At 59.2% G+C, this 14,983-nt stretch carries 14 protein-coding genes; 6 read left to right on the top strand and 8 right to left on the bottom strand.

The features are described from left to right. Positions 1–140: 140 nt before the first annotated feature. Positions 141–1,091, bottom strand: a complete 951-nt coding sequence (ydgH, locus tag ACOI6Z_RS13265) for a DUF1471 family protein YdgH (RefSeq protein ID WP_004887044.1) — start codon at positions 1,089–1,091, stop codon at positions 141–143. 521 nt (positions 1,092–1,612) lie between these two features. Here ydgH and pntA point away from each other — a divergent pair. The 3 genes from pntA (at position 1,613) to ACOI6Z_RS13250 (ending at position 4,878) form a co-directional block, all read left to right on the top strand. Further along, complete coding sequence (gene pntA / locus ACOI6Z_RS13260; RefSeq protein WP_065812466.1) at positions 1,613–3,142, top strand: Re/Si-specific NAD(P)(+) transhydrogenase subunit alpha; 1,530 nt, start codon at positions 1,613–1,615, stop codon at positions 3,140–3,142. A gap of 10 nt (positions 3,143–3,152) precedes the next feature. Then, positions 3,153–4,541, top strand: coding sequence for a Re/Si-specific NAD(P)(+) transhydrogenase subunit beta (pntB, locus tag ACOI6Z_RS13255; RefSeq protein WP_023289505.1), 1,389 nt, complete (start codon positions 3,153–3,155; stop codon positions 4,539–4,541). 148 nt (positions 4,542–4,689) lie between these two features. After that, complete coding sequence (locus ACOI6Z_RS13250; RefSeq protein ID WP_004887037.1) at positions 4,690–4,878, top strand: YdiH family protein; 189 nt, start codon at positions 4,690–4,692, stop codon at positions 4,876–4,878. A 119-nt stretch (positions 4,879–4,997) separates the two neighbouring features. On the opposite strand, the gene uspE is transcribed toward ACOI6Z_RS13250, so the two are convergent. The 3 genes from uspE to ogt all read right to left on the bottom strand — a co-directional run bounded on the left by uspE (position 4,998) and on the right by ogt (position 7,548). Then, positions 4,998–5,948: a universal stress protein UspE gene (gene uspE / locus ACOI6Z_RS13245; RefSeq protein WP_004887033.1), complete on the bottom strand. Its 951-nt coding sequence runs from the start codon at positions 5,946–5,948 to the stop codon at positions 4,998–5,000. Between the two features lie 138 nt (positions 5,949–6,086). Then, positions 6,087–6,839, bottom strand: a complete 753-nt coding sequence (gene fnr, locus ACOI6Z_RS13240; protein ID WP_004887031.1) for a fumarate/nitrate reduction transcriptional regulator Fnr — start codon at positions 6,837–6,839, stop codon at positions 6,087–6,089. Between the two features lie 193 nt (positions 6,840–7,032). Next, positions 7,033–7,548, bottom strand: coding sequence for a methylated-DNA--[protein]-cysteine S-methyltransferase (gene ogt, locus ACOI6Z_RS13235; protein WP_023289506.1), 516 nt, complete (start codon positions 7,546–7,548; stop codon positions 7,033–7,035). Positions 7,549–7,815: 267 nt separating this feature from the next. Between ogt and ACOI6Z_RS13230 the strand changes: the two genes are divergently transcribed. Continuing rightward, the gene (locus ACOI6Z_RS13230) at positions 7,816–7,974 is read left to right on the top strand and encodes a hypothetical protein (RefSeq protein ID WP_064154677.1); all 159 of its coding nucleotides are present in this window, start codon (positions 7,816–7,818) and stop codon (positions 7,972–7,974) included. A 32-nt stretch (positions 7,975–8,006) separates the two neighbouring features. On the opposite strand, the gene abgT is transcribed toward ACOI6Z_RS13230, so the two are convergent. From abgT to ACOI6Z_RS13215, 3 genes are all read right to left on the bottom strand, one after another. Further along, positions 8,007–9,533: a p-aminobenzoyl-glutamate transporter gene (gene abgT / locus ACOI6Z_RS13225; RefSeq protein WP_064157570.1), complete on the bottom strand. Its 1,527-nt coding sequence runs from the start codon at positions 9,531–9,533 to the stop codon at positions 8,007–8,009. A gap of 123 nt (positions 9,534–9,656) precedes the next feature. Further along, complete coding sequence (locus ACOI6Z_RS13220; RefSeq protein ID WP_065812467.1) at positions 9,657–11,102, bottom strand: M20 family metallopeptidase; 1,446 nt, start codon at positions 11,100–11,102, stop codon at positions 9,657–9,659. Further along, positions 11,102–12,412, bottom strand: coding sequence for a M20 family metallo-hydrolase (locus ACOI6Z_RS13215; protein ID WP_023289510.1), 1,311 nt, complete (start codon positions 12,410–12,412; stop codon positions 11,102–11,104). The genes ACOI6Z_RS13220 and ACOI6Z_RS13215 overlap by 1 nt, the downstream gene beginning before the upstream one ends. 166 nt (positions 12,413–12,578) lie before the next feature. Here ACOI6Z_RS13215 and ACOI6Z_RS13210 point away from each other — a divergent pair, with 166 nt between their 5' ends. Both ACOI6Z_RS13210 and smrA read left to right on the top strand, forming a co-directional pair. Next, positions 12,579–13,487, top strand: a complete 909-nt coding sequence (locus tag ACOI6Z_RS13210) for a LysR family transcriptional regulator (RefSeq protein ID WP_065812468.1) — start codon at positions 12,579–12,581, stop codon at positions 13,485–13,487. Between the two features lie 101 nt (positions 13,488–13,588). Beyond that, complete coding sequence (gene smrA / locus ACOI6Z_RS13205; protein WP_032452707.1) at positions 13,589–14,152, top strand: DNA endonuclease SmrA; 564 nt, start codon at positions 13,589–13,591, stop codon at positions 14,150–14,152. On the opposite strand, the gene ACOI6Z_RS13200 is transcribed toward smrA, so the two are convergent. Beyond that, on the bottom strand, positions 14,149–14,955 hold the full coding sequence (locus ACOI6Z_RS13200; protein WP_023289513.1) for an IclR family transcriptional regulator domain-containing protein: 807 nt from the start codon (positions 14,953–14,955) through the stop codon (positions 14,149–14,151). The two genes, smrA and ACOI6Z_RS13200, sit on opposite strands and share 4 nt — an antisense overlap. Positions 14,956–14,983 lie beyond the last annotated feature (28 nt).

The raw sequence follows: 14,983 nt of genomic DNA, 5'->3' as shown, positions 1-14,983 counted from the left end.
TATTTTGCGAAATCGCATAAAAATGGAGGATTGCGCTAAGGCGCGGGATTTTACGGAGTGTCCGGGGGCCATGCAATGGCGGGGGATGAAAAAAAATGAAAAGGCGGCAATGCGCCGCCTTTTTAGCCAGTCAGTAGCGATTATTTGTACAAATCGGCGCTGATGGTGATGTTGCCGCCGCGTTCCTGCCACTGGCGGGTAATGTGATAGTACTTCGCCCCTTTCTTCGCCGCGCGTTTTGCCGTCTGATAGGAGATCTCGGTCATGTTGCCGTAGTTGCCGGTGAACTTGATGTTATCGAACGGCACCATTTGCGCCGCAGTCACTTTGTTCACTTCTTCAACTTTGGTTCCGTCCGGCAGCGTGACAGTGTAACGTCCGCCTTTTGACGACTGGGTCTCGAAGAAACGACCTACGCCGGTGCCGGAGCCAACCGCCGCGGTGGTGGCGACGCCCGGGATTTCGACGTTTTTCGCCGCTTCGCCGCCTTTGGCCAGCGCCGCGCGGCCGGCTTCAGAATCAGCAGGGATAGCGTCCGGGCTCTGCAGAACACGTTTTTCCGCATCTTTTTTGTAGATATAGGCGGTAATGCGCTGATTGCCGCCCTGGTTGGCGTCCACCTGGCGGACGATGAAGAACGCATAGGCGCCTTTCGCTTTCGCCGCTTTGGTGATGGCGTCGTTCACTTCCGGCTGGCTGCGATAGAAGCCCTGGACGGTGACGGTGTCGTAAGGCATCAGCTCAACGGCCTGATCTTTCGGCAGCTCCATCACGCCATTGATGATGCGATTTTTCGGCGCATCCGCTTTCGGCGCGTCGTCTTTATAGAGGTCAGCCGTGACGCGCCAGTTGCCGCCATTGCCGTAATCCGACGTGTCGACAACATAGAATGAGGCCGCGCCGTCTTTGTCAGCTTTGCGCGATACCGCTTGCACCGCGTCGCCAATGGCATTAAAGCGGCCGGTGACGACAACGCGATCGTAGGGCTTCAGCGCAGCCGCCTGCTCCGGGGTCAACTCGGTCGCTGCGTGGGCAGACAACGTGGCGGTTGTCAGGAGAGCAGACGCCAGGAGGGTGTTTTTAAGCTTCATAAAAATAATCCTTTGCCTTGCGCAAACCATATACTGGTGTTGTTGTTGACTGAAAACGTTTGATTATTGCATTTAATCGCTGTGACTGTCTGCGTCATTTTTTGCGTGCCGCCCGAATCGTATACTACGGAAAGATAACATTTTTCGATATGTTGAAAAAACAGCCGCTTGACCAGCAAAAACGATAATCGATACCACTTTTATTAGTTAATGTAATGTTAATACAATGATCTCAATGGCGATAAATGGCGTTTTATACCACTGGATAAGCGGATTATCAGGCCTGAGAGGCAAATTCAGGTAAATATTGCTGCCCGGAACCATCTGTGCTGACAATAAGCAATAAAATCAAAATTTCTGTTTTATCGCTGTAGATCACAATCGCTATTTTCAGTAGGTTATAAAAAGTTTGTTACTGTTTCATTTTGCAGACAGCGAAAGATGGCGAGGATGATTTTGCCGTCCTGTCGCTGTTGGTCAGAAAAGTAAACCATCATCAAAAACCGATGGAAGGGAAAACTATGCGTATTGGTGTACCACAAGAAAGGCTAGCCCAGGAGACCCGGGCCGCCGCCACGCCGAAGACCGTTGAGCAGTTGCTCAAACTCGGCTTTAGCGTCGCGGTAGAAAACGGCGCCGGGAAACTGGCCAGCTTTGACGATGAGGCCTTTGCCCAGGCAGGGGCTGAAATCGTGACCGGCGACGAGGTGTGGCAGTCTGATGTCATCCTCAAGGTCAATGCCCCGAATGACGATGAAATTGCCCTGTTAAACCCAGGAACCACGCTGATTAGCTTTATCTGGCCGGCGCAAAACCCGCAGCTGATGGACAAACTGGCGGCCCGTAATATCAACGTGATGGCGATGGATTCGGTGCCGCGTATCTCACGCGCCCAGTCGCTGGATGCGCTCAGCTCAATGGCCAATATCGCCGGGTACCGCGCTATCGTTGAAGCGGCCCATGAATTCGGTCGTTTCTTTACCGGGCAGATCACGGCGGCAGGCAAAGTTCCGCCTGCCAAGGTGATGGTTATCGGCGCCGGGGTGGCCGGACTGGCGGCGATTGGCGCCGCCAACAGCCTGGGCGCGATTGTCCGCGCCTTCGATACCCGCCCGGAAGTGAAGGAGCAGGTGCAGAGTATGGGCGCCGAGTTCCTCGAGCTGGATTTTAAAGAGGAAGCGGGCAGCGGCGACGGCTATGCCAAGGTGATGTCCGAAGCCTTTATCAAAGCCGAAATGGCGCTGTTCGCCGCCCAGGCGAAAGAGGTCGATATTATCGTCACCACGGCGTTAATACCGGGCAAACCGGCGCCGAAGCTGATCACCCGGGAAATGGTTGACTCAATGAAGTCGGGCAGCGTGGTGGTCGATCTCGCCTCGCAAAACGGCGGCAACTGCGAGTACACCGTGCCGGGCGAAGTGGTGACCACCGCCAACGGCGTGAAAATTATCGGTTATACCGACCTCCCAGGCCGTCTGCCGACCCAGTCCTCCCAGCTCTACGGCACTAACCTGGTGAACCTGCTGAAGCTGCTGTGCAAAGAGAAAGACGGCAATATCGTTATCGATTTCGATGACGTGGTGGTGCGCGGCGTGACCGTGGTGCGCGAAGGCGAAATCACATGGCCGGCGCCGCCGATTCAGGTCTCCGCTCAGCCGCAGGCCGCGGCGAAAAAAGTGGAAGCGCCGAAAGAAGAGGTCAAACCGGCGTCGCCGTGGCGCAAATATGCGCTGATCGCGCTGGCGATTATCCTCTTCGGCTGGCTGGCCAACGTGGCGCCAAAAGAGTTCCTCGGCCATTTCACCGTCTTCGCGCTGGCCTGCGTGGTGGGTTACTACGTGGTATGGAATGTCTCCCATGCCCTGCATACGCCGCTGATGTCGGTGACGAACGCCATTTCGGGCATTATCGTGGTTGGCGCATTGTTGCAGATAGGCCACGGCGGCTGGGTCAGCTTCCTGAGCTTTATCGCGGTACTGATCGCCAGCATTAATATTTTCGGTGGTTTTACCGTGACTCAGCGCATGCTGAAAATGTTTCGCAAAGGATAAGGGGTAGCACATGTCTGGTGGATTAGTTACAGCTGCATACATTGTTGCTGCAATCCTGTTTATTTTCAGCCTGGCGGGTCTGTCGAAACACGAAACCTCGCAGCAGGGCAACTATTTCGGCATCGCCGGGATGGCCATCGCTCTGATCGCCACCATTCTGGGGCCGGACGCCGGCAACGTCGGCTGGATTATCCTCGCGATGGTGATCGGCGGGGCCATCGGTATTCGTCTGGCGAAGAAGGTCGAAATGACCGAGATGCCGGAGCTGGTGGCCATCCTGCACAGCTTCGTGGGCCTGGCGGCGGTGCTGGTAGGGTTTAACAGCTACCTGCAGCATGAAACCGGTATGGAGCAGATTCTGGTCAATATCCATTTGACCGAAGTGTTCCTCGGCATCTTCATCGGCGCGGTGACCTTCACCGGTTCGGTGGTGGCGTTTGGTAAACTGCGCGGCAAGATCTCCTCCAAACCGCTGATGCTGCCTAATCGCCATAAGCTGAACCTGGCGGCGCTGGTGGTCTCCTTCGTACTGATGGTGATTTTCGTGCGCTCCGACAGCACCGGCACCCAGGTCCTGTGCCTGCTGGTGATGACCGCGATCGCGCTGGCCTTCGGCTGGCACCTGGTGGCCTCTATCGGCGGCGCGGACATGCCGGTGGTGGTCTCTATGCTCAACTCCTACTCGGGCTGGGCGGCGGCGGCGGCGGGCTTTATGCTGAGCAATGACCTGCTGATCGTCACCGGCGCGCTGGTGGGCTCTTCCGGCGCCATCCTCTCTTACATTATGTGTAAGGCGATGAATCGCTCCTTTATCAGCGTGATCGCCGGCGGCTTCGGCACCGATGGTTCCTCCAGCGGCGGCGATGAAGAAGTGGGCGAGCACCGCGAAATTAGCGCCGAAGAGACGGCGGAGATGCTGAAAAATTCGCACTCGGTCATCATCACCCCGGGCTATGGTATGGCGGTGGCCCAGGCGCAGTATCCGGTGGCCGAGATCACCGAGAAGCTGCGGGCGCGCGGCATTAAGGTGCGCTTTGGCATTCACCCGGTCGCCGGCCGTCTGCCGGGGCATATGAACGTCCTGCTGGCGGAGGCCAAGGTGCCTTACGACATCGTGCTGGAGATGGATGAGATCAACGATGATTTCAGCGACACCGACACCGTGCTGGTCATTGGCGCTAACGATACCGTCAACCCGGCGGCGCAGGACGATCCGAAGAGCCCGATTGCTGGTATGCCGGTGCTTGAGGTGTGGAAAGCGCAGAACGTGGTGGTCTTTAAGCGTTCGATGAACACCGGTTACGCCGGCGTACAGAACCCGCTGTTCTTTAAAGAGAACACCCATATGCTGTTTGGCGATGCCAAAGCCAGCGTCGATGCGATCCTGAAAGCGCTGTAATGTAACATTATTGTTTTACAACGTTTGTTTATAAGCCGTCTCCTGTGAGACGGCTTTTTTATATGCAGAAGGATGCCAGGAATTGTTCATAAAATAAGCAGCGAGAGGTGATATAATGTTCCGGTTCTTACATCAGACAGAGGATATTATGGATACCGAGTTAACCCCAACGCAGATGGCCATCGAATTCTTACGCCGCGACACCACCGTCATGACCCCAGCGCAGTATCTGAAAAAACTTAAACTGCTGGAGCTGGAGTTTGCTGACCTGATGGCGCTCTCCTCGCTGGAGCTGAAAGAAGAGATCGATCTGGCCTGGCGTCTGGGTATCCACTGAGTCGTTCATGATCGCCATGCAATGACGGGGCCGCAAGCGGCCCTTTTTTGTGCCTGAGGGAAAGCGGGCAAAAAAATCCCCCGCGAGGCGGGGGAAGGTGAACGTTCCGGGAGGGAAGGTTAATCGTCGTCGTCGTCGTCCAGTTCCACCGGCGTCTGATAGGCCTCTGGTTTAAGCACCAGCAGATCGCAGCGCAGGTGGTCGACGACCTGCTCCGCGGTATTGCCAAGGAACGCCGCGGAGAGGCCGGTGCGTCCGACCGTACCCAGCACCACGATCCCCGCCTGCAGATGCTCGGCGAGATCCGGGATCACCTCCTCAGGCAACCCTTTTTCCACATGGGTGAATTTCTCGTCAATGCCAAACTTCTGCCGCAGCGCTTTCATCGCCAGCAGATGCTGACCGCGAATGGCGTCGTTGTAGACGCTGGGATCGAAATCCGGCAGCTCAATCGCGATATTGATCGGGGTGACCGGATAGGCGCCGATAAGGTGCACTTCTGTGTGGTTGACTTCTTCCGCCAGCGACAGCGTCTCGCGAACCAGCTTCTCGTTGAGGGTGTTGTGATAATTCTCTTCACTGGCCAGATTGACGGCGACCAGCGCTTTACCGCCTTCCGGCCACGGCTGATCTTTCACCATCCAGACCGGGCAGGGGCACTTACGCAGCAGATGCCAGTCGGTCGGGGTGAAGATCACCGCTTCCAGCTTGTCGTGCTGGTGGGCCATCTTCAGCAGCAGGTCGTGTTTCTCACTGATCACTTCCTGAATAATGGCTTCGAAGGGGCGGTTGTGCCACACCACTTTCACGTCAATCGGCACACCGGATTCAAGATAGAATTTCGCCTGCTCGCGGATCCAGGCCGTACGTTGGGCAATGACGCCCTGACGCATCGCCGTCCGTTCGTCCGGCGACAGCAGGGTGGTCATTTCATAAGAAAAATCATAGATCGGCAAAAAGGCTTTGATGCGTCCACCAATCCGTTGGTGCAGGTACACCGCTCGCCTTAGCGCCGGCTGGTCGTCCTGGTTAGGATCGATTACTACCAGCATGCTCTGATACTTCGCCATACAGGGTCTCCTTACAACTGCAGCTACCGTCAGTTATTAAAAAGATAACCTATATGGATGAATTGAAACAGGGGAGGAGCCTGGTCAGATCAACAAATCTGAAAAAAATGCCGATCCTGACCAGGTGTTGCGCGGAGATTAAGCGACGTTGCGCGCCTGACCGGCCAGCTGGGCCAGCAGGTCGCCGTTTTCAATCGTGATGTATTTGCCTTTCACCGCCAGCATGCCGCTCTTCTGGAAACGCCCCAGCAGACGGCTGATGGTTTCGACGGTGAGGCCGAGATAGTTGCCAATGTCGCCGCGGGTCATGGTCAGTCGGAACTCGCGGGGAGAGAAACCGCGCTGCGCGAAACGGCGGGACAGGTTATAGATAAACGCGGCCAGGCGCTCTTCGGCGTTCTTTTTGGAAAGCAGCAGGATCATATCCTGGTCGCCTTTGATCTCACCGCTCATCAGGCGCATCATCTGCTGACGCAGATTCGGCATTTTTCCGGAAAGATCGTCGAGGGTTTCAAAGGGGATCTCGCACACCATCGAGGTTTCCAGCGCCTGGGCGAAGCTCGGGTGCAGGCCGGTGCCGATGGCGTCGAAGCCCACCAGATCGCCCGCCAGATGGAAGCCGGTAATCTGCTCATCGCCTTGCTCGGTGATGGTGTAGCTTTTGATGGTCCCGGAGCGAATGGCGTACAACGATTTCAGCTCATCACCCGCTTTGAACAAGGTTTGACCTTTCTGGATGGGCTTTTTCCGCTCGATAATATTATCCAGCTGATCAAGCTCATGCTCGTTCAGAGTAAAGGGGATGCAGAGCTGGCTGATACTGCAATCCTGACAATGGATAGCACAACCGCCAGACTGAATGCGTCGAATAATTCGCTTCTCAGGGATCATATGTCTGCTCAGGCCTTAATTGATATTGGTCAATTTTAACATCTTTTTGATGAGCAGGTAAGTCTTCAGGCTCTGAAACACGTAATATCAGCAGGGTAAATCAAAACAGGCTGATATCTGCTTGATTAAAAATAGATTATTCGGCCACATTGGATTGTAAAATTACCTGAAAATTCCGAAAACGCACTTTCAGTCAAAGCAACAGATAGCCCTCGTGGCGCAGAAGCCACTCTTTACGCTGCACGCCGCCGGCATAGCCGGTCATCGTGCCGTTACGCCCGATGACCCGATGGCAGGGCACCACAATACTCACCGGGTTGGCGCCATTGGCGGCCCCCACGGCGCGCGCCGCGCCGGGACGACCGAGCGCCTCGGCCAGCTGACCATAGTGCATCACCTGGCCGCAGGGGATTTCGCGTAACGCCCGCCAGACCTGGCGCTGGAAAGGGGTGCCGGCGGTGGCGGTAGGCAGGGTCTCGATAACGGCCAGATCGCCGGCAAAATAGTCGTTCAGCTTACTGCTGAGACCGCCTGGATTGCGGCAGTCGACGCGCTGATAGCCTTCCCGGCGATAGTGTACATCGAGCAGGGTTTCCATCCGATCGCGGTGCTCGTCCCACTCGACGGCGCGCAAATTAAACTGTTCGTCGCAGAGCACCCACAGCGCCCCCAGCGGGGTATCCATTTTATCCTGCAGCAAGGTCAACATCGTTTCGGTCATCCACCATCGTACACGAGGGCCACACGATACCACGCGCCGGCGGCGGTCAACTATACTCCCAAAAGATAAACCCGCATCATCGACCGGCAGCCACCGGCCGTTACGTTGATTTATTTTTGGATCGATCCTGACGGGTTATCGGGCATGGTTTTTGCTACTTTTAAGCTGACGACGCCGGTCCTCCGCGCAGCTTTGCGCGCCCGGGAAGGTGCCGCCGCGTCGGCGCGGCGCGGTTAATAACTCAGAGGTGGGGCTATGCAATATATACTGACTGGCGTAATCGTATTGATCTTCAGCGGCCTGGTTATCCATTGCCTCACGCTGTTGCTCGAACGCGGGTATCGCGCGCTTTTCGGCATCTTCGCCGGAGCCGCGGATCTCCCCCGCAAGGTCAAAGTGAAGGTGCCGCGTTAAGCGTAAGCCGCCGTCCCTGGCGCTTCAACGGCTTAAGGAAGCCGCGGATAGATGCCAGGGCCGATGGGCAGTCCTGCCAGATACCAGCCCACCAGCAACAGCAGCCAGACGGCGAGAAAAATCAGCGGGTAAGGGAGCACCAGCGAATAGTATGTCCCGAGGCGGGCGTCCGGTCGGTAGCGCTGTAAAAAACCGAGAAACAGCGGCACAAACGGTGAAACCGGCGCCAGCGGCAGCACCGATGAATCGGCGATGCGAAACAGGATCTGCGCAAACGCCGGGTGGAAGCCCAGCAGCATAAACATCGGCACGAAGATCGGCGCCAGAATCGACCAGATGGCCGAGCCGCTGGCGATAAACATACACAGAAAAGCCGACAGCAGCGCCAGACCGACAAACGCCGGGACGCCGTTCATGCCGGCGCTCTCCAGCAGGTCCGTCAGGCCAACGGCCATAAACTTACCCATATTGCTCCAGTTGAACATCGCCACGAACTGCGCCAGCGGGAAGACCATCACGATAAAACCGGCCATCTCTTTCATCGGCTCAATCATCAGCTGCGGCAGGTCAGCCTGGCGGCGAATTTTGCCGGTGGCGATGCCGTATGCCAGCGACACGACAAAGAAGAAAAAGATGATCAGCGGCACGATGCCTTTGATAAACGGCGAGGGCATGACCGTGTGCTGAACCGGATCGCGAAGAATGCCGTTTTCCGGAACCACCATCAGGGCGATGACCGCCACGAACGCCAGCGTCGCCACGCCGGCGATGCGCAGGCCGAAACGCTCCTCGGCGGTCAGGGTCTGCAGCTTGTCATCACGACTGCCTTGCCATTGGCCCAGCCGCGGCTCCACCAGCTTGTCAGTGATCAAACCGCCGACGAGGGTCAGGAGGATCACTGAGGTCGCCATAAAGTACCAGTTGTCGATCACGCTGACGTGCAGAGAGGCATCGATGGATTTGGCCGCTTCGGTGCTGATCCCGGAGAGCAGCACGTCGGTGGTGACGATCAGTAAATTGGCGGTAAAGCCGCAGCCCACGCCGGCAATGGCCGCCAGCAGGCCGGCGACCGGATGCCGACCGACGGCGAGAAACATCAGCGCCCCCAGCGGCGGCATGATCACCAGCGCGGCGTCCGAAGAGATATGGCTGAAAAAGGCGATAAACAGCACCATATAGCTGGCATAACGGGCGCTAACGTGGGAGGCCATCTTCACCATCAGCGCGGGCAACAGGCCCACCCGCTCGGCAAAGCCGGCGCCCAGCACCAGGGCGAGGATCGCCCCCAGCGGCGCGAAACCGCTGAAGTTTTTAATCACGTTCGGTAGAAACCAGTGCAACCCTTCCACGCTGAGCAGGTTTTTGACCACCACCCACGACCCGTCCGCAGGGTTTTGGACCCCGACGTTGAAGGCGGAGAGTATCGCCGTGGCGGCGATCAGCGCCACGATAAGATAGATAAACAGCAAAAACGGGTGCGGGACCTTATTACCGATCTTCTCTACCCAGCCATAGCGCTTTCCGGCGGGGGAAGGCGACGGTATGGATGACATACTCATGAGCGTTCCTCTGTTGTCGTTGTTGTGTTAGGCAGGCCTGCTCCCGTACTGCCGGCGGTTATTATGGTCGGTGCGTGCCGCGATGCCGGTCAGCGTCTGTCAGGAGCGGTCTGGTCTGTATGGTTAGCGTAAAACCGACGGACTCACCTCCGCCGGGATCGGGCAGCGGTAGGGATGTTCGGCCAGCGCTTGCCTGAGCTCTCGCTGGCTGGCCTCCAGCAGCGCGCGGTCGCTGAATAAGCGGATCGCCGTCGCCGCGAGGACTTTCCCCGCCAGCAGCATCCCTTTATGGGCGATGGCGGTGCGTCCCTGGCTCACCAGCTGCCAACTGTGCAGCGGGGTACCCACCGCGAAGCAGGGGCTGAAGCACTGGGCCACCGGCGCTTTCCAGCTGACGTCGCCGACGTCGGTGGAGCCGGCGAGGAGCGTATCCGTGGCCGCCCACGGCGCCACCTCATCAATCAGCAGGGTGTCGCGGTGGCGACGAGCGAAGGTTTTCCCCGCCTCGCCGCCGGTGCCGGCGATATTGTTCAGGCTGTTGTTGATATCGTTGTCGCTGAGCGTGGCGCGGATCGCCGCGGCAAAGGCGCGCTCGGCGTCGCTCCATGCCGGCGTGCCGTAATGGCATACCGCCTGGTACATCGCCGCTTCGAGCGTGCGGTTGGGCAGATAGCCCGAGCAGGCTTTTTCAAAGCGGCAGCTGACGTGGGTCTCGGTCATCAGCGCGGCCCCCTGGGCAATCTTCTCAATGCGGGCGAAAATCTGTTCCACGTCGGCCATCTCCGGCGCGCGGATCAGATACAGCACTTCCGCCTGGGCCTGGACGACGTTGGGCGAGACGCCGCCGGTATCGGTAATGGCGTAATGAACCCGCGCCTTCTCGATAATATGTTCATTCAGGAAGTTGCTGCCGGTGGTCATCAGGGTGACCGCGTCCAGGGCGCTTCGCCCCAGGTGCGGCGAATTGGCGGCGTGGGCGGCGGTGCCGGTAAAGCGCCACGCCGCCTGAATGTTGGCGAGGGTGCGGGTGCTGAACATCCCGGCCCAGGCCTCCGGATGCCAGGTGAGGGCCGCATCGACGTCATCAAACAGCCCTTCGCGCACCATAAAGGTTTTGCCCGAGCCGCCTTCTTCCCCCGGGCAACCGTAGAAGCGCAGGGTGCCTGCGCTGCCGTGCTGCTGCAGCCATTTTTTAGCGGCGACCGCCGCGGCGAAAGCCGCCGTCCCGAGCAGATTGTGCCCGCAGCCGTGACCGTTGCCCCCCGGCGTCGACGATGTCGGCTCCGCGCTGTGGGCCTGCTGGCTAAGACCCGCCAGGGCGTCAAACTCGCCCAGCAGGGCAATAACCGGTTGGCCCTCGCCGACGCTGGCGATAAAAGCATTGGGGATCCCGCCGGCATCCCGGGTAAGCTGAAAACCTTCCGCTTCCAGGGCGTCCGCCAGCCGGCGGGCGGACCAGAACTCCTCAAAGCGCGTCTCCGGGTGATCCCAGATATCATCGGCGATAGCGCAATACGTCTCGCGGCTTGCCTCAATCACCTCGTCCACAAACTGAAAGATGGGTTCCATCACACCCCCCGCTGCCAGGGAAAATTAAGCGCGACGCGCGCCAGGGTGTCGACCGCGACCGTCATTACGCTCTCGTCGAAGTCAAACTTCTCGTTGTGGTGACCGGCGCTCAGTTCGGTGCCGAATATCATGTACGAGGCGAGGCCGCCACGCGCCTGGACCCGGGCCATCATCAGGGTGGCGTCTTCCGATCCCGCCGGGGCGGCGATGCGATCCACCGCCTGCTGCACGCCGGGCACAAGGGCGGCCTGTTCGCGCAGGTACGCCACCCACGCCGGCGACGGGGCGCTGGCGGTGGCCGCGCCCATCATGCGTAACTCGTACCCGGCTTGATGCATCGCCGCGGCCCCGGCGATGACGTGCTGCGCCCGGTCAAAAACATACTGATTGATGGCTTCGCTTTCGCCGCGGGTTTCCACTTTTAACAGGGCCGAAGAGGGCACCACGTTGCGTCCGGTGCCGGCCTGCATCACCCCAACGTTGACCCGCGACGCGCCGGCGCTGTGCGGTGGGATGGCGTGCAGAGCAAGGGCGGCCTGGGCGGCGGCGAGCAGCGCGTTGCGCCCATCTTCAGGCTTACCGCCGGCATGGGCGGCCACGCCGCTAAAATGCACATCGAATTTGGTGGTGGCCATAAAGTTGTCCCCCCCGCACACCACGGTGCCGACCGGAACGCCGGTGCCGATATGGATGGCGGTGAAATAGTCCACCTCGTCCACCACGCCGGCGGCCACCATCGCGCGGGCGCCGCGGGTACCCTCTTCAGCAGGCTGGAAAATCAGTTTAATGACCCCGTTGAGCTGGGCGGCATACTGCTTGAGCACATGCGCCAGACCCAGCCCGATGGCGGTATGCCCATCGTGGCCGCAGGCGTGCATCATGCCGGCGTTGCAGGAGGCGAAATGGTCGCGATGGGGGCGGTGGCTGTCATCATGCTGCTCATTGAGGTCGAGGGCGTCCATGTCGACGCGAAAGGCCAGGGTTGGGCCGGGACGTCCGGTGTCGAGCGTCGCCACCACGCCGGCGAACCCGCCTTCAAACGCCGGCAACCAGCGTTCCGGCGCCCCTTGCTCGCGGGCGCGCTCGAAAGCCTGGGTCAGGGTCTCCTCATCCGGCAGCCCCATCCGGCTGTCGGCATCGATGACGTCACGCCCCAGCGCCAGCTGGTAGCCGAGTCCGTCGAGGATCTCCGCCACCTTGCTGGCGGTGCGAAACTCCAGCCAGCCGGATTCAGCGTGCAGGTGAAAATCGCGGCGCCATTGGGTCATGGCTGGCGCCAGCTGGCGCAGGTATTCATCAAGTTGCGGCATAGCTTATCCTGTCATAAGTAAAAAATGTGACGGCGTTCACGATGTGATAGCTTTTGTTTATCACTGACGCGCTACAGGCCTTAACGCTCTTAACCTGCCACAGCCTGATGGATTACAGTAGATGTCATTTTCTTCCGTCTGATAAACAACGGTTATCACCAAAAGCATGGCATTTCAGATTAAATTTCATCAAATTCGCGCCTTCGTCGAGGTGGCCCGGGAAGGGAGTATTCGCGGCGCCAGCCGCTCGCTGGCGGTCTCGCAGCCGGCCCTGACCAAAGCGATTAAAGAGCTGGAGGAGGGGCTTTCCGCTCAGCTGTTCGTCCGCCGCCGCCAGGGGGTGGCACTGACTGACGATGGCGAAAGTTTTTATCAACATGCGAGCCTGATCCTCGAGGAGCTGCGGGCGGCGCAGGATGAACTGCTGCAGCGCCAGGGAGAGCAGGCCGGGCAGATCAATATTGGCCTTGGCGCCAGCGTCGCCCGGTCGCTGATGCCGTCGGTGATCTGCCGCTTTCATCAGCAGCATCCGCAGGTGAAGGTGCGGATCATGGAGGGCCAGCTGCTGGCGATGATCAATGAGCTGCGCCAGGGGGAGCTGGATTTCACCATCAACACCTACTATCCCGGGCCGTACGACCATGAGTTCAGCTTTGAAAAACTGTTTGAGAAACCGTTCGCGGTCTTCGCCCGCGCGGGGCATCCGGCGGCGCAGGCCACCTCGCTGGTGGAGCTGATGGATCACCACTGGACCATGCCGACGCCGCGCGGCAGCTACTTTAAACAGCTGCAGGACCGGTTTAATCAGGCCGGGCTGGCGCCAAAGGTGGATATTGTGTGCGAGACCTTCTCGTCGTGCATCAGCCTGGTGGTGAAAAGCGATTTTCTCAGTATCCTGCCGGTGGAGCTCGGCAACGATCCGATAATGGCGGACAAGCTGATGATGATCCCCGTCCGCGAAGCGTTGCCGACGGCGGCCTATTTTCTGATCCAGCGGCGCGACACCCGGCAGACGCCGCTAACGGCGTCATTAATCACCCTGTTTCGCCGCCAGAGTCGACAATTGTTTCCTTAACCGCCCGTCGCGCTCACTTTGCCAGCAGACGGGGCTAAACGCGTTGAGGGGGGAGCGCGAGGCGGCTATAGTAGCTGGCGACAGCCGCTGGAGGAGAGCCCATGAACCTTGATGACAAATCCCTGTTTCTTGACGCCATGGAAGATGTCCAGCCCCTGAAACGTAACAATGACGTGCACTGGCATCCCGGGCGCAACAGTCGCGCCCCGCAGCGCGTCGACACCCTGCAACTGGATAATTTTCTCACTACCGGCTATCTCGATATCGTACCGCTCGCCACGCCGCTGGAGTTTAAGCGCGAAGGGCTGCAGAGCGGTGTGCTGGATAAGCTACGGCGGGGGAAATACAGCCAGCAGGCGAGCCTCTCCCTGCTGCGCCAGCCGGTGGAACAGTGCCGGCAGATGCTCTTCGCCTTTATGGTGCAGGCGCAGAAAGAGGGGTTACGCAATGTGCTGATCGTTCACGGCAAAGGCCGCGACGACCAGTCCCATGCCAATATCATCCGCAGCTATCTGGCGCGTTGGCTGGAAGAGCTGCCGGAGGTGCAGGCCTTCTGCGCCGCGCTACCACATCATGGCGGTAGCGGCGCCTGCTATGTCGCGCTGCGTAAATCGGCCGAAGCGAAGCAGGAGACCTGGGAGCGGCACGCCAAGCGCAGCCGTTAGCGCAGCAGCAGCGTTAGCTCGCGGGCGGCTTTTTGCAGCTCCGGCAGCACGCGGTCGATCATCTCGCGGGCCGACATCTGGCCCGCATGCACCCCGACGTTCAGCGCCGCCTGCGCCTGCCCCTGGGCGTTAAACAGCGGTACCGCGAGGGAGCGCAGGCCCATCTCCAGCTCCTGATCGTTAAGGGCATACCCCTGCTGATGCACTCGTTTCAGCTCGGCGCGCAGCTTCGCCACCGAATCCACCGTCTGCGGGGTATAGCGGATCATGGTTACCCGGGCCAGCATGTCGTTGAGCTTCTCCTCCGGCTGATGGCTGAGCAGCACCCGACCCATCGAGGTCGCCCACGCCGGAAGGCGGCTGCCGATATCGAGGTCGATGGTCATGATCCGCGAGCTGGAAGCGCGGGCGATATACAGGATATCGTCCCCGTCGAGGGTGGCGATGGAGCAGGATTCATTGAGCATTTCGCTCAGATGCCGCAGCACCGGCTGCGCCGAACGCGCCAGCGGCGTCGAGGCCAGCCAGGCGTGCCCCAGGGCCAGGATCCGCGGCCGCAGCTGAAAATGCTTACCGTCTTCGGCATAAACGAACCCCAGCTTGCTCAGGGTATACAGGCAGCGGCGCACCGCTGCGCGCGGAATGCCGGTCTTCTGACTGATCTGTGAGATAGACAGCAGGGGCCGCTGCGGCGTGAATGCCTGAATCACCTCCAGGCCGCGCGCCAGCGAGGCCATGAAGTTAGGATCGCCCTTAAACGGATCGCCGTCGCCGGTCAGTAAATCGTCTGGATGCTTGTCCATTTCTGTTCCCCATATTTGCCATCGATCA

This window comes from Klebsiella sp. C239 (genome assembly GCF_048822715.1).
Lineage (GTDB): Bacteria > Pseudomonadota > Gammaproteobacteria > Enterobacterales > Enterobacteriaceae > Klebsiella > Klebsiella quasipneumoniae.
This window is presented reverse-complemented; position numbering and strand designations above follow the sequence as displayed.

What these genes read in the sequence shown, in the direction of transcription:
- ACOI6Z_RS13210 (WP_065812468.1), top strand. Translation starts at nt 12,579, where the DNA reads ATGGCATTTCAGATTAAATTTCATCAAATTCGCGCCTTCGTCGAGGTG.
- pntA (WP_065812466.1), top strand. Translation starts at nt 1,613, where the DNA reads ATGCGTATTGGTGTACCACAAGAAAGGCTAGCCCAGGAGACCCGGGCC.
- ACOI6Z_RS13220 (WP_065812467.1), bottom strand. Translation starts at nt 11,102, where the DNA reads ATGGAACCCATCTTTCAGTTTGTGGACGAGGTGATTGAGGCAAGCCGC.
- ydgH (WP_004887044.1), bottom strand. Translation starts at nt 1,091, where the DNA reads ATGAAGCTTAAAAACACCCTCCTGGCGTCTGCTCTCCTGACAACCGCC.
- fnr (WP_004887031.1), bottom strand. Translation starts at nt 6,839, where the DNA reads ATGATCCCTGAGAAGCGAATTATTCGACGCATTCAGTCTGGCGGTTGT.
- abgT (WP_064157570.1), bottom strand. Translation starts at nt 9,533, where the DNA reads ATGAGTATGTCATCCATACCGTCGCCTTCCCCCGCCGGAAAGCGCTAT.
- smrA (WP_032452707.1), top strand. Translation starts at nt 13,589, where the DNA reads ATGAACCTTGATGACAAATCCCTGTTTCTTGACGCCATGGAAGATGTC.
- ACOI6Z_RS13200 (WP_023289513.1), bottom strand. Translation starts at nt 14,955, where the DNA reads ATGGACAAGCATCCAGACGATTTACTGACCGGCGACGGCGATCCGTTT.
- pntB (WP_023289505.1), top strand. Translation starts at nt 3,153, where the DNA reads ATGTCTGGTGGATTAGTTACAGCTGCATACATTGTTGCTGCAATCCTG.
- ACOI6Z_RS13215 (WP_023289510.1), bottom strand. Translation starts at nt 12,412, where the DNA reads ATGCCGCAACTTGATGAATACCTGCGCCAGCTGGCGCCAGCCATGACC.
- ogt (WP_023289506.1), bottom strand. Translation starts at nt 7,548, where the DNA reads ATGTTGACCTTGCTGCAGGATAAAATGGATACCCCGCTGGGGGCGCTG.
- uspE (WP_004887033.1), bottom strand. Translation starts at nt 5,948, where the DNA reads ATGGCGAAGTATCAGAGCATGCTGGTAGTAATCGATCCTAACCAGGAC.
- ACOI6Z_RS13230 (WP_064154677.1), top strand. Translation starts at nt 7,816, where the DNA reads ATGCAATATATACTGACTGGCGTAATCGTATTGATCTTCAGCGGCCTG.
- ACOI6Z_RS13250 (WP_004887037.1), top strand. Translation starts at nt 4,690, where the DNA reads ATGGATACCGAGTTAACCCCAACGCAGATGGCCATCGAATTCTTACGC.